This window comes from Streptomyces sp. NPDC049585, from assembly GCF_040675615.1.
GTDB lineage: Bacteria > Actinomycetota > Actinomycetes > Streptomycetales > Streptomycetaceae > Streptomyces > Streptomyces luteosporeus.
The window spans coordinates 50,178-62,497 of sequence record NZ_JBFAPE010000023.1 but is presented as its reverse complement, the minus strand read 5'-3'; the positions used below and the strand labels follow the sequence as shown (position 1 = coordinate 62,497).

Annotated in this window: 13 protein-coding genes; 3 read left to right on the top strand and 10 right to left on the bottom strand. The window is 76.3% G+C overall.

Translation table 11 applies throughout. The annotated features are described in order from the left end of the window. Positions 1–64 precede the first annotated feature (64 nt). The 7 genes from AB0K17_RS22380 to AB0K17_RS22350 form a co-directional block, all read right to left on the bottom strand. The gene (locus AB0K17_RS22380; protein WP_365984038.1) at positions 65–517 is read right to left on the bottom strand and encodes a DUF1801 domain-containing protein; all 453 of its coding nucleotides are present in this window, start codon (positions 515–517) and stop codon (positions 65–67) included. A 504-nt stretch (positions 518–1,021) separates the two neighbouring features. Further along, positions 1,022–1,663 carry a class I SAM-dependent methyltransferase gene (locus AB0K17_RS22375; protein ID WP_365968551.1) on the bottom strand — a complete coding sequence of 214 codons (642 nt, stop codon included), beginning with the start codon at positions 1,661–1,663 and terminating at the stop codon, positions 1,022–1,024. A gap of 23 nt (positions 1,664–1,686) precedes the next feature. After that, complete coding sequence (locus AB0K17_RS22370) at positions 1,687–2,178, bottom strand: MarR family transcriptional regulator (protein ID WP_365968592.1); 492 nt, start codon at positions 2,176–2,178, stop codon at positions 1,687–1,689. Positions 2,179–2,458: 280 nt separating this feature from the next. Continuing rightward, positions 2,459–4,012, bottom strand: coding sequence for an FUSC family protein (locus tag AB0K17_RS22365; protein WP_365984000.1), 1,554 nt, complete (start codon positions 4,010–4,012; stop codon positions 2,459–2,461). 37 nt (positions 4,013–4,049) lie between these two features. Further along, positions 4,050–5,060, bottom strand: coding sequence for an acyl-CoA dehydrogenase family protein (locus tag AB0K17_RS22360; RefSeq protein WP_365983998.1), 1,011 nt, complete (start codon positions 5,058–5,060; stop codon positions 4,050–4,052). Then, positions 5,057–6,193: an acyl-CoA dehydrogenase family protein gene (locus AB0K17_RS22355; RefSeq protein WP_365983997.1), complete on the bottom strand. Its 1,137-nt coding sequence runs from the start codon at positions 6,191–6,193 to the stop codon at positions 5,057–5,059. The genes AB0K17_RS22360 and AB0K17_RS22355 overlap by 4 nt, the downstream gene beginning before the upstream one ends. A 12-nt stretch (positions 6,194–6,205) precedes the next feature. Further along, positions 6,206–7,081 (bottom strand): enoyl-CoA hydratase, encoded by an 876-nt coding sequence (locus tag AB0K17_RS22350; protein ID WP_365983996.1) that lies wholly within the window; start codon positions 7,079–7,081, stop codon positions 6,206–6,208. Positions 7,082–7,126: 45 nt separating this feature from the next. Between AB0K17_RS22350 and AB0K17_RS22345 the strand changes: the two genes are divergently transcribed. Genes AB0K17_RS22345 through AB0K17_RS22335 form a run of 3 tightly spaced genes read left to right on the top strand, consistent with a single transcriptional unit; the run spans position 7,127 to position 9,727 of the window. After that, on the top strand, positions 7,127–7,918 hold the full coding sequence (locus AB0K17_RS22345) for an SDR family oxidoreductase (RefSeq protein ID WP_365983995.1): 792 nt from the start codon (positions 7,127–7,129) through the stop codon (positions 7,916–7,918). Positions 7,919–7,932: 14 nt separating this feature from the next. After that, positions 7,933–8,535, top strand: coding sequence for a TetR/AcrR family transcriptional regulator (locus tag AB0K17_RS22340; protein WP_365968545.1), 603 nt, complete (start codon positions 7,933–7,935; stop codon positions 8,533–8,535). A 34-nt stretch (positions 8,536–8,569) separates the two neighbouring features. Beyond that, positions 8,570–9,727, top strand: coding sequence for an acetyl-CoA C-acetyltransferase (locus AB0K17_RS22335; RefSeq protein WP_365968544.1), 1,158 nt, complete (start codon positions 8,570–8,572; stop codon positions 9,725–9,727). Between the two features lie 10 nt (positions 9,728–9,737). On the opposite strand, the gene AB0K17_RS22330 is transcribed toward AB0K17_RS22335, so the two are convergent. From AB0K17_RS22330 to AB0K17_RS22320, 3 genes are read right to left on the bottom strand one after another with little or no spacing between them, the layout of a single operon-like run. Next, positions 9,738–10,388 (bottom strand): HAD-IA family hydrolase, encoded by a 651-nt coding sequence (locus AB0K17_RS22330; RefSeq protein WP_365968543.1) that lies wholly within the window; start codon positions 10,386–10,388, stop codon positions 9,738–9,740. A 22-nt stretch (positions 10,389–10,410) separates the two neighbouring features. Continuing rightward, entirely contained in the window at positions 10,411–11,250 is an 840-nt protein-coding gene (locus AB0K17_RS22325) for a hypothetical protein (protein ID WP_365983994.1), read from the bottom strand. A 20-nt stretch (positions 11,251–11,270) separates the two neighbouring features. Next, positions 11,271–12,317 carry a nitronate monooxygenase gene (locus tag AB0K17_RS22320; RefSeq protein ID WP_365984037.1) on the bottom strand — a complete coding sequence of 349 codons (1,047 nt, stop codon included), beginning with the start codon at positions 12,315–12,317 and terminating at the stop codon, positions 11,271–11,273. Between the last annotated feature and the right edge of the window lie 3 nt (positions 12,318–12,320).

The window sequence follows — 12,320 nt, the reverse complement described above, 5'->3', positions numbered from 1 at the left end:
GTGGCGCGTGACGAAGATGCGCCGGACGCGCCCTGAGGCGCCCCGCCCGACCCCGGGTCGCAGCTCAGCTCACCGCCCGCTTCACCAGGGCGGCGATGCGGGCCTCGACCTCGGGGGTCACCTCGGTCAGGGCGAAGGCGGCCGGCCACATCGCGCCCTCGTCCAGGTGCGCCTGGTCGCTGAAGCCGAGGGTGGCGTAGCGGGACTTGAACTTCGCCGCGCTCTGGAAGAAACAGACGATCTTGCCGTCCCGGGCGTAGGCCGGCATGCCGTACCAGAGCTTCGGCGCCAGGTCCGGGGCGGCGGCCGTGACGACGGCGTGGACGCGCTCGGCCATGATCCGGTCCGCCTCGTCCATCTCGGCGATCTTGGCGAGCACGTCCCGCTTCGCCTCCGCCGCCTTCTCCTCGCGCGACGCCCGGCGCGCGGCCTTCTTCGTCTCCTGCGCGTGCTCCTTCATCGCGGCCCGCTCCTCGGCCGTGAACCCCTCGTACGCGCCGTTGCCCGTGCTGCTCATCATCGCTCCTGTCCGTCGATCGCTGTGATCAGAGTTTCTCCCGGACCGGCTGCGGTCCGCCTCCGTTCTCACTACGGAAACCACCACGGAGCGCCGCGGGCGCGAGCCCGAGGGCGGCGAGCAGCAGGGTGCGCGCCGACTGGTAGGGGCAGCCGGCCGCCTCGAACGCCGCCGGCAGGGCCGGCGCCGGGCGCGCCGAGGCGGCCGCGTGCCGAGATGAACAGCCGCGCGGCTGTCTCCGCGTTGCTCAGGTGCTGCCCCAGCAGCGCGAGCACGTCGGCCTCCCGGGCCGAGACCACTGGATGGGACACCGGCTCATTATCCGTGGCGGTTTCCGTGGCCGGCCCGGGCGCGACCGGCGGACCGTGCAGTGCCCCGTAAGGGGCGCGGGGCAGTACCGATGTGCGGCTGCCGCCGCGTGGGCGCGACAAGCCACGACGCGCCCGCAGACGAGGGTGCCGTGGGTGCTGGCCGATCGCGCCCACGCGGCGGCAGCCGCAGGCGCTACGCGCCCGCGCGCATCAGCAGGTGCCCCCGGCGGTACCGCTCGCCTTCGAGTGGCTCCCGCAGCATCCGGCCGACCTCCGCGAACCCCGCGTCGCGGGACAGCCGGGCCAGTTCGTCGACCGGCCACCGGTAGGCCGTCGTCACCTTGTGGTCGAACGCCGTGACCGGACCGTCCTCCGACTCGAAGAAGGCGAGCAGGAGATGGCCGCCGGGCGCGAGGACGCGCCGGAACTCGGCGAGGTACGCGGGCAGGTCGTGCGGCGGGGTGTGGATGACCGAGTACCAGGAGGCGATGCCGCTCAGCGTGCCGTCGGCCAGGTCCAGGGCGTCCATGGAGCCGACCTCGAAGCGCAGGTCCGGGTAGGCCTCACGGGCCAGCTCGATCATCACCGGCGACAGGTCGACGCCGAAGATGTCCAGTCCCAGATCCCGCAGGTGCGCGGTCGTCTGCCCCGGACCGCAGCCCAGTTCGGCGACGGGCCCGCCGCCGGCCGCCCGCACGAGGTCGGCGAACGCGGCGAGTATCGCGCGGTCCAGCGGCAGAGGGTCGAGCGCGTCGCGGACGAACGCGGCGTAGCGGACGGCGACGGCGTCGTAGGCCTCGGCCGTCGTACGCAGGTGGGAGGAGGGTTCGGTCATGATCGAGGACAGTAGTCCCCGCCCTACGGCTGCAGGCCCCCCAGGCGTCCCTCGAGGTGGACGAGCAGCCGGGCGAGGGTGCCGGCCAGTTCCTCCTGCCGCTCCCGGCCCAGGCCCGCCAGCAGGTCCTGCTCGTACGCCAGTTGCTGCGGCACGAGCCGGTCGATGAGCTCGCGGCCCGCGTCGGTGAGCGAGAGGTGGGCCACGCGCCGGTCGCGCTCGTCGGGCCGGCGGGCGAGGAGCCCGCGCTCCTCCAGGACCCGTACGCGCTTGGTGACGGCGGCGCCCGAGGCGAAGGTCTCCCGGGCGATCTGGCCCGGGGTCAGCTCGCCGCCCGTGCGCCGCAGGGTGCCCAGGATGTCGAACTCCGCGCGGGCCAGCCCCTCGCGGGCCAGCGGCGCGTCGGCCGCCTGCTGCAGCAGGGCGGCGCAGCGGTTGAGCCGGCCGATCACGGCCATCGGCGCGGTGTCGAGGCCCGGGCTGACCCGCTGCCACTGGCGCAGCACGCGCGCCACGACGTCCTCCGCGGCGGCCCCGGTGGCCTCGCCGGCTCCTTCGTTCCTGGCCGCCTCGGCGTCCCGGTCCACGTTCTCGATCCTCTCCGGTGGGTGCTCCGGGTCCGATTCTGCCGTGCCCCGGTCCGCGGCGCGGCGCCGGGCCAGGGCCGGTCCGGCGGATCGTGCGCCCTGTCAGGGGCGCGGGGTGTTGTCGATGTGCGGCTGCCGCCGCGTGGCGAGACAGGCCACGACGCGCCCGCGGATCGGCACCGCGGGACGAGGAGCCGCCGGCCACGCCCTAGCCCGGCGCCGGTGCCTGCACGGGCAGGGTGGCCAGCACGCGGTGGCCCTCGTCGTGCTCCTCCCGGGCGGCCCGGGCGGCGGCCGGCGCCGGCTGCCACCACTCGCCCGCGGCGACGTCCGCCGCGGTGCGCAGCTCCGCGAGCGCGGCCGCGAGCCGGTCGCGCGCCTGCTCCCGGTCGCCGGCGGCGTGCAGCCGGGCCGCGGCGGCGTGGCGTGCGGCACGGGCGCGCACCAGGGCCGCCTCGGCGCGGCGGGTGGCCCGCCGGTTGGTGACCGCGGCGCACGTCAGCAGGCCCACGGCGCAGCCGACGAGGGTGTCGGTCCACCGGTCGGCGACCAGGCCGCCCGCGGGGTGCGGCGCGGCGAACTCGCCGAGCAGCAGGGCCATCGGGGTGACGCAGACGCTGCCGAGCCAGTAGTTGCGCGACATGAACGCCTCGGCGCCGAACTGCAGGGCGAGCGAGAGGCCGACCAGGGCGGCGGCGCCCGTGCGGGCCACCGGCAGCAGGGCGGTGAACAGGGCGAGCCCCAGGAGGTTGCCGAGTACGCGCTGCACGGCGCGCTGCCACGACAGCGTGGTGTTGGGCTGGACGACGGAGGCGGCGCCGACCACGGCCCAGTACGGGTGCGCGCTGCCCAGGGCGAGCGAGGTCCATCCGGCGAGGGCGGCGCCGAGCGCGACGCGGACGGCGACGGGCAGCGGGGCCGTGCCGCGGAGGGCCGGCCGGGCGGTGCGGACGGCGGCGGGGGACAGGGCCGTCCGGTCGCGGCGTACGGCACGGGCCGCGGCCCGCAGCCGGGCGGCCGCGGCGGGATCCGCCGCCCCGGCGGCCAGTGCCGCCTCGGCCGAGGCCAGCGGCTGCGTCAGCGGCGGCCGGCCGGCGACCGCGCGCCGGGCCGCGCCGACGGCCGTCACCGCGGCGTGCCGGGCCGCCGCCCGCTCGGCGGGAGTGGTCGCCTCCAGCAGCCGGGCCGCCGCGGCGAGCGCGCGGGAGACGGTGACGCGCTCCGGGCCGTGCGGCCGTCGGACCGCCGGGGCCATGCACACCAGCCAGGCCAGGGCCCCGGCGGCCGCCACCAGGGCGAGGTGGCCGGGGACGTCGCCCGGCCGCTGGGGGACGAAGAAGGCGCTGGAGGTGACGAAGGTCAGCACGACGTTGCCGGGTGGCCCGATACCGCTCGCGTCGCACGCCGCCCGGTGCGCCGCCGCGACGAGGGCGGCGCCGAGGACGAGTACGGGCGCCGAGCCGGTCAGTGCGGAGCAGGTCAGCGCGGCGCCCACGCCGGCGAGGGTGCCGAGGACGACGCCGGCCAGGGTTCGGGCCCGCCGGGCGTAGGGCAGGTCGTGCCCGTAGAGCGCGCACAGGGCTCCGGCGGCGGTGTACAGCGCGAGGTCCAGGCGGCCGGCGGCCAGCAGGACGGCGTCGGGCACCGCCATCGCGACGACGGCGCTCAGGGCCGGCTTGTACCAGATGTCCGCGGCCGGACGCAGCCGGACCAGGCCGCGCAGGGGCAGGGGGAGCGGACGGGCGGAAAAGTGCTTCGCCATGCCGAAAAGATTAGCAGGTGTTTTACTCGTGAAGGAATTACTCGTGAAACAGTTCCGCGAGAGCGACCTCCCTGCAGTGCTCCGGAGTGCCCCACGCCGTCCGCAGCGCCCGCGCCTTGCCCAGCCACAGCGACAACTCGTACTCGGCGGTGTAGCCCATGGCCCCGTGCACCTGCAGCGCGCTGCGCGCCGCCGCGTACGCCGCCTCGCCCGCGGCCGCCTTGGCCGCCGCCACCTCGCCCGCGGCCGTCGCCGCACCCGAGGCCAGCGCCACGCCGGCCCCGTGCAGCAGGGGACGGGCGAACTCCAGGCCCATCAGCGTGTCCGCCAGCCGGTGCTTGACCGCCTGGAAGGACCCCACGGGCCGGCCGAACTGCGTACGCCGGCGGGCGTGCGCCACCGCCTTGTCCAGCAGCGCCGTCCCCACGCCGAGCGCCTGTGCGGCGGTCGCGTACGCCGCCCACGCGGCGGCCTGCGTCGCGGCCTCGCGCACCGCACGGCCCGCCGCGAGGATCTCGCCGCCGCCGTCCGGGGCGGCCAGGCGCCGGGCGGGGTCGACCGACGCCCGCACCGGGCCGTGGCCCGGGGCGAGCCGCAGCACGTCGCCCTCCACCACGAGCAGTGCGTCCGCGGCATCCGCGTCCAGCGCCGACGGCCCTGCCGCGGGCGCCGCCAGTGTCAGCACCGCGCCACCCGCGCCCACCCGGGTCAGCCACCGGCGTGCCGGGCCCGCCTCGCCCGCCTCGGCCAGTCGGGCCAGCAGTACCGCGGCCGCCACCGTCTCCACCAGCGGCCCGGGCGCGCAGTGCCGGCCCAGCGCGGTGAAGGCCAGGCCCGCCTCGACGGGCAGCAGGCCCGCGCCCCCGTACTCCTGCGGCACCGCGAGCGTGAACACCCCCGCGTCGGCGGCCCGCCGCCACACCGCGCGGCCCGGACCGTGCTCGCCGCGCGCCCACGCCCGTACGGCCGCGGGTACCTCCGCCCCGGCCAGGACCCGCTCCAGCAGCTGGGAGAAGGCCCGTTGCTCGGCGTCCGGGGCGAACCTCATCCGCGCCGTCCCTTCGGCAGTCCCAGCAGCCGTTCGGCGATCACATCGCGCTGGATCTCGTTCGTGCCGGCGTAGATCGGCCCGGCGAGGGCGAAGAGCCAGCCCTCCGCCCATGGTTGCCCCGCCACCTCGCCCTCGGGGCCCAGCAGGTCCAGGGCCGTCTCGTGCAGCGCGAGGTCCAGCTCGGACCAGAAGACCTTCGTCAGGCTGGCCTGCGCACCGGGCGCCGACGGGGGGCGGGACGCCTGCGCGTACCCGTACAACTGGTAGGCGCGGGCCCGGATCAGTGCGTCGGCGACCCGCTCGCGCAGGGCCGGATCGCCGCCGCGGGCGCGCCACAGGGCGGCCAGGCGCCGCGCGGCCGCACCGAAGCGGCCGGGGCTGCGCAGCATCAGCCCGCGCTCGTGGCCCGCCGTGCTCATGGCCACCCGCCAGCCCTGCCCGGGCTCGCCCACCACGTCCTCGTCGGGCACGAAGACGTCGTCCAGGAAGATCTCGGCGAAGGCCGGCCTGCCGTCCAGGCGGCCGACGGGCCGCACCGTCACGCCCGGCGCGCGCAGCGGGAACAGCAGGTACGTCAGCCCCTCGTGCGGCCGCCCCGCACGCGGATGGCTGCGGAAGAGCCCGAAGGCGCGGTCGGCGAACGCGGCCCGCGACGACCAGGTCTTGTGGCCGCGCAGCAGCCAGCCGCCATCGGTGCGGACGGCGGCCGAGCGCAGGGAGGCGAGGTCGGAACCGGCCTCCGGTTCCGACCATGCCTGCGCCCACACCACTTCGCCGCTCGCCATCGCCGGCAGGATCCGCGCCCGCTGCGCGGGCGTGCCGTGCGCGAAGAGGGTCGGCGCGAGCAACTGGGTGCCGTTCTGCGAGACCCGGGCGGGGGCGCCGGCCGCCCAGTACTCCTCCTCGAAGACCAGCCACTGCAGCAGGGAGCAGCCCCGCCCGCCGTACTCCTGCGGCCAGGACACCACCGACCAGCCGGCCTCGTGCAGCGTTCGCTCCCAGGCGCGGTGCGCGGCGAAGCCCGCTGCAGTCTCCAGCGACGGCAGCGGCCCCGGGGGCACGTGGGCCGCGAGCCACGCGCGGGCCCCGGCGCGCAGGGCGGCGTCCTCGGGTGCGAGGTCGAGGTCCATCCCGGCGTCCTTCTACGTGTCCTTCGCGGCCCGGGCCATGGCCTTGGCGTCCAGGCCGGCCAGCGGGTCCGCGGAGGTCTCGGCGTTGTGCGCGTGGGCGAGGTGGTGCAGCGCGAACGCCGCGTCCAGGCCGGTGTGCAGGCCCTGCAGGTCCTCGGCCTGGTTCACGGCGCGCTTGGCGAGCGCGAGTCCCAGGCGCGGCATGGTGGCCACGCGCTCGGCCAACCGGAGGGTGGCGGCGGCGAGTTCGGCGCGCGGCACCACGCGGTTGACCATGCCCAGCTCGTGCGCCCGCCGGGCGTCCATCCGGTCGCCGGTGTACAGCAGTTCCTTGGCGACGCGCGGCGGCAGCACCCACGGGTGCGCGAAGTACTCGACGCCGGGGATGCCCATGCGCACCACCGGGTCGGCGAAGAAGGCGTCGTCGGCGGCGACGATCAGGTCGCACACCCAGGCCAGCATCAACCCACCCGCCACGCACGCGCCCTGCACGCTCGCGATCATCGGCTTGGGCAGCTCGCGCCAGCGTCGGCACATGCCCAGGTAGACCTCCGCCTCGCGGGCGAAGCGCTGCTCGGCGCCCGCCTTGTCCGCGTGGTCCCACCACAGCCCGGCCACGCGCGCGTGCGGCAGGTGGGCGTCGCGCTGGGGCGTGCCGATGTCGTGACCGGCCGAGAAGTGCTTCCCGGCGCCCGCCAGGACGACCACCTTGACGGTGTCGTCGGCCGCCGCCGTGTACAGCGCCCGGTCCAGGGCGTAGGTCATCGCGGAGTTCTGGGCGTTGCGGTACGCGGGCCGGTTCATGGTGACCGTGGCCACGGGGCCCCGCCGCTCGTAGCGCACCACGTCGGAAGGGCTGTCGTCGAAGGGTGTCGGGTCAGCGGACATCAACCGTCCTTCCCTAACAAGTGTTTGGTAGGTTACCGTACGGCCATGAGCAGCGTCGAGGTGCCGTCCTACGTGCCCGGCCACGGCTTGCTCGCCGGCCGCGCCGCCGTCGTCACCGCCGCCGCCGGCACCGGCATCGGCGGGGCCACCGCCCGCCGCTTCCTGGAGGAGGGCGCCCACGTCGTCCTCGGCGACGCCCACGCACGCCGCCTCGCGCAGGCCGTGGACGCGCTCGCCGGCGAGTTCGGCGCCGACCGCGTCACCGGCACCCCCTGCGACGTCACCGACGAGCACCAGGTCGCCGGCCTGCTCGACCTCGCCGAGGCCCGCCACGGCCCCCTCGACGTCCTCGTCAACAACGCCGGGCTCGGCGGCACCGCCGAGCTCGCCGACATGAGCGACGAACAGTGGCACCGCGTCCTGGAGACCACCTTGACCGGCACCTTCCGCTGCACCCGCGCCGCTCTGCGCCGCATGCGGGCCCACGGGCACGGCGGCGTCGTCGTCAACAACGCCTCCGTCGCCGGCTGGCGCGCCCAGCGCGGCCAGGCCCACTACGCGGCCGCCAAGGCCGGCGTCATGGCCCTCACCCGCTGCGCGGCCCTGGAGGCGGCCGACTTCCACGTGCGCGTCAACGCCGTCGCCCCCAGCCTCGCCGCCCACCCGCACCTGGCCAAGGTCACCACCCCCGCCCTGCTGGAGGAGCTCACCGCACGCGAGGCCTTCGGCCGGGCCGCCGAGCCGTGGGAGGTCGCCAACGTCGTCGTCTTCCTCGCCAGCGACTACTCCTCGTACATGACCGGCGAGACCGTCTCCGTCAGCAGCCGCCACCCGTGACGGACAATGGCCGCGTGCCCACCACCACCCCCAGGCCCCACCCCGGGCGCCGCTCCGAACTGCTGGCGACGGCGGCGTCCGTCTTCGCCGAGCACGGCTACAGCGCCACCACCGTCCGCCGCATCGCCGACGAGGCGGGGATCCTCGCCGGCAGCCTCTACTACCACTTCGACTCCAAGGAGTCGATGCTCGACGAGATCCTCTCCGCGTTCCTCGACGAGCTGTGGGCCGGCTACGACGCCGTCCTCGCCGCCGGCCTGACGCCCCGCGAGACCCTGCGGGCCCTGGTCACCGAGTCGTTCCGGGAGATCGACCGGCACCGTGCCGCCGTCGCCATCTACCAGCGCGAGGCCCGCCACCTGGCCGGCCACCCGCGCTTCGGCTACCTCGCCGCCTCCCAGGAGCGCTTCGAGGACATGTGGCTGACGGTGCTGCGGCGCGGCGTCGCCGAGGACGCCTTCCGCGCCGACCTCGACGTCCGGCTCGCCTACCGCTTCCTGCGCGACACCGTGTGGGTCGCCGCCTCCTGGTACCGGCCGGACGGCACCCACGGCCCCGAGGAGATCGCCGAGCAGTACCTGTCCATCGTCCTGGAGGGCATCGCCCTGCGCGAGTGAGGAAGACGCCCTGCGCGAGTGAGGAGAGACGGTCATGGCCGAGGCCTACATCGCAGGAGCCGTACGCACCCCCGTCGGGCGGCGGGGCGGGGCCCTCGCCGGCGCCCACCCCGCCGACCTGGCGGCCCACGTCATCACCGAACTCCTGCGGCGCACCGGGGCCGACCCCGCCGCCGTCGACGACGTGGTCCTCGGCTGCCTGGACACCGTCGGCCCGCAGGCCGGCGACATCGCCCGCACCGCCTGGCTCGCCGCCGGCCTGCCCGAACACGTCCCCGGCGTCACCGTCGACCGGCAGTGCGGCTCCGGCCAGCAGGCCGTCCACTTCGCCGCCCAGGCCGTGCTCTCCGGCACCCAGGACCTCGTCGTCGCCGGCGGCACCCAGAGCATGTCGCAGGTGCCCATCGGCTACGCCTTCCACCGCGCCGCCGAACCCCTCGGCCTGGTCCAGGGCCCCTTCGCGGGTTCCCGCGGCTGGCGCGCCCGCTACGGCAACAAGCCCGTCAACCAGTTCCACGGCGCGGAGCTGATCGCCGACCAGTGGGGCATCACCCGCGAGCAGATGGAGGAGTACGCCCTGCGCTCCCACCGGCGGGCCGTGCAGGCCGCCGACGAAGGGCGCTTCGCCCGCGAGAGCGCCGCGTACGAGGGCATCGGCGCCGACGAGGGCCCGCGCCGGGACACCTCGGCGGCGGCCATGGCCGCCTTGCGCACCGTGGTGCCCGGCGGGCGGCTCACCGCGGCCGTCTCCTCGCAGGTCTCCGACGGCGCGGCGGCCCTGCTCCTCGCGAGCGAACGGGCCGTGCGCGACCACGGCCTCACCCCGCGCGCCCGCATCCACCACCTCTCCGCCCTGGGCGAGGACCCCATCCGCATGCTCACCGCCCCCATCCCCGCCACGGCCCGCGCCCTGCAGCGGGCGGGCCTCGGCGTCGACGACATCGACCTCTTCGAGGTCAACGAGGCGTTCGCGCCGGTGGTCCTGGCGTGGCTGAAGGAGACGGGCGCCGACCCCGGGCGCGTCAACGTCAACGGCGGCGCCATCGCCCTGGGCCACCCGTTGGGCGCCACCGGGGCGCGCCTGATGACGACGCTCCTGCACGAACTGGAGCGCACCGGTGGCCGCTACGGCCTGCAGACGATGTGCGAGGGCGGCGGGCAGGCGAACGTGACGATCATCGAGCGGCTGTAGGTGTTCTCCCTCAGCCGACCGTGACCCGGAGCCGTCCGTCCGGCGCGACGCGCACGGTGATCCCGGTGAGGTCCTCCACCGTCGCATCCGCCTCGAGATCGTGTGCGGCGTGGGTGGTCGTCAGGGCGATGGTCGTCATGCCCGCCGCCCGCCCGGAGGCCAGGCCGGCGGGGGAGTCCTCGACGACGGCGCAGCGGGCCGCATCGAGGCCGAGTCGCTCGGCTGCCAGGAGGAAGGGTTCCGGGTGGGGCTTGTGGTGGGTGATGTCGTCGACGGTGACGAGCACCTCGGGCAGCAGCCCCAGGTGGGCCAGGCGCGCCTCGGCGACGCGGCGGGAGCCGGAGGTCACCACGGCCCAGCGGTCCGCGGGCAGCGAGGCGATGAGCTCGGCGGCCCCGGCCACCGCGGTGACGTTGCCGGCCAGCGCGTCCGCCACCTCCGCCTCCTCCAGGCGCCGGACGGCGCCGGCCACGTCGGGGCCGGGCAGGAGCTCCGCGATGATCGCCCGGGCGGGCCGGCCGTGGACGGGGACCCGGGCCTTCACCTCGTCGAGGCTCATGCCGTACGACTGCGCCCACTGCCGCCATACGCGGGAGACCAGACGCGTCGAGACCACTGTGTCGTCACTGTCGAATAAAAGAGCGTCAACCGAAAAGTGCACGATGGGGGAGCGTACTCAAAGGTCAGCCTGCCGCGGGCAGGCGTGGCAGGCCGATCGGGTTCGGGAAGCGCAGGGCCGCCGTGCAGGCGCGCGCCAGCGGCGCGAGGGCGGCCGCCAGTTCGGCGTCCGGTGCTCCCTCCAGCGCGCGGCCCGCCGCCCGGTCCGTCGCCTCCTCCACAGCGGCCAGCAGCGCCCGTCCCTCCTCCGTCACGCGCGCGTCCGCCCTGAGCAGGCCCCGCGCCGCAAGCCGGCGCGCGGCCGCCTCCCACTCCTCGTCCGTCCAGCCCCGGTACGGCTGCAGCTCGGAGCGGGGCACGTCGCTGCCCGCCCGGAGCACCAGGGACTCGCAGCCGTCGAGGCCGGCGGCGACGAGGGCCGCGACGTGGCCGTCGCCCCGGTGCTCGCGCAGCACCGTCGCCGCGTGCCACAGGCGCTCCAGCGGGTCGTCCGGCAGGGCGAGGGCGGCGTTGGCGGCGGCCAGGACGCGCCCGGCGCAGTCGAGCCCGTCCACCACCGTGCTCAGCAGCCCGGCCGCCCGTACGGTCGCCTCCTCGTGCCCGGCGAGCAGGCGGCCCAGCGCGGCGCGGGCGCCCGTACGCCGCAGCCGCAGTGCGGCGTACGGGGGCACGGTGTCCCAGATCGCGGGCAGGGCGCGGGCCACGGTGGCGGGGGCGAAGCCGAAGAAGGAGGCGGTCACCTGGGCCGGTCCGACGGCGCCCAGCGGGGCGGCGCGGCCGGCGAAGTAGGCGCGCCACCAGCCGCGCAGCCCCGCCTTGTGGAAGGCCGCCGGCACCTCGGGCGCGAAGTAGGCCACGGCGTGCACCGGTTCGACGAGCTGCCACAACGAGCGGGCGTCCGGCACGGGGCCTCCTTCGGGCGCGGTCACGGTCGGGGCAAGCCTCGCAGAGTCGCGCAGGCCTGCGCCATCACCCGCTCCACGAGCTCCGCCACGCTCGGCAGGTCGTCGATGACGCCCGCGACCTGTCCCGCCGCCATCACCCCGGCCTCCACGCGGCCCTCCACCATGGCCGCGCGCAGCAGCATCGGCGCGTTCGCCGCCAGCAGCACCTGGCTCCACATCAGGTCCCGGGAGCGCTTCATGGCCCACCCGTCGCGCAGCAGATCCCTGCGCCGCATGCCGGTCAGCCGCCGGAAGGCGGCCGCGTGCCGCAGGGCCCGTACGAACGTCCCCGCGCGCCCGGCCCGTTCGAGGCCGGTGACGAAGGGTGTGCGCAGCATCCGGTGCGGCAGCCCGTCGACCTTGGTGGTGACGGTGACGTCCCGCACGCCGGCCGCCAGGTAGGCGGCCTTGACGGCCGCCGGCACGGTGGAGTCCGCCGTGAGCAGGAAGCGGGTGCCCATGGCGATGCCGCAGGCGCCGTAGGCGAGGGCGGCCGCCAGCCCGCGTCCGTCGTGGAAGCCGCCGGCGGCGATCACGGGGACGTCCACCGCGTCGAGCACCTGCGGCAGGAGCACGCCGGTGGCCACCGGCCCGGTGTGGCCGCCGCCCTCGGTGCCCTGCACCACGATCGCGTCCGCGCCCCAGGCGGCGACCTTCTCCGCGTGCCGTCGGCTGCCCACGGTGGGCACGACCACCACTCCGGCGTCCTTGAGGCGGGCGATCAGCTGCGGGACGGGGGCGAGTGCGAAGGAGGCGACCTTCACCCCCTCCTGCACCAGGATCGCGCAGCGCTCGGCCGCGTCCGCCGCGTCCGCGCGCAGGTTGACGCCGAAGGGCCGGCCGGTGCGCGAGGCGACCTCGCGCACCGCGGCGCGCAGGGCGGCCGGGGACATGGTGGCGCCGCCGAGGATGCCCAGGGCACCGGCCTCGGCCGTGGCCGCCACGAGGCGGGGGCCGGCCACCCAGCCCATGCCCGTCTGCACCAGGGGATGGGTGACACCGGTCAGCCGGGTGAGCGCGGTGGGCAGCAC

Bases quoted from the DNA above. Each gene is read 5' to 3' on its own strand.
- AB0K17_RS22380 (WP_365984038.1), bottom strand. From the start codon at position 517: ATGAGCAGCACGGGCAACGGCGCGTACGAGGGGTTCACGGCCGAGGAG.
- AB0K17_RS22375 (WP_365968551.1), bottom strand. From the start codon at position 1,663: ATGACCGAACCCTCCTCCCACCTGCGTACGACGGCCGAGGCCTACGAC.
- AB0K17_RS22365 (WP_365984000.1), bottom strand. From the start codon at position 4,012: ATGGCGAAGCACTTTTCCGCCCGTCCGCTCCCCCTGCCCCTGCGCGGC.
- AB0K17_RS22360 (WP_365983998.1), bottom strand. From the start codon at position 5,060: ATGAGGTTCGCCCCGGACGCCGAGCAACGGGCCTTCTCCCAGCTGCTG.
- AB0K17_RS22355 (WP_365983997.1), bottom strand. From the start codon at position 6,193: ATGGACCTCGACCTCGCACCCGAGGACGCCGCCCTGCGCGCCGGGGCC.
- AB0K17_RS22350 (WP_365983996.1), bottom strand. From the start codon at position 7,081: ATGTCCGCTGACCCGACACCCTTCGACGACAGCCCTTCCGACGTGGTG.
- AB0K17_RS22345 (WP_365983995.1), top strand. From the start codon at position 7,127: ATGAGCAGCGTCGAGGTGCCGTCCTACGTGCCCGGCCACGGCTTGCTC.
- AB0K17_RS22335 (WP_365968544.1), top strand. From the start codon at position 8,570: ATGGCCGAGGCCTACATCGCAGGAGCCGTACGCACCCCCGTCGGGCGG.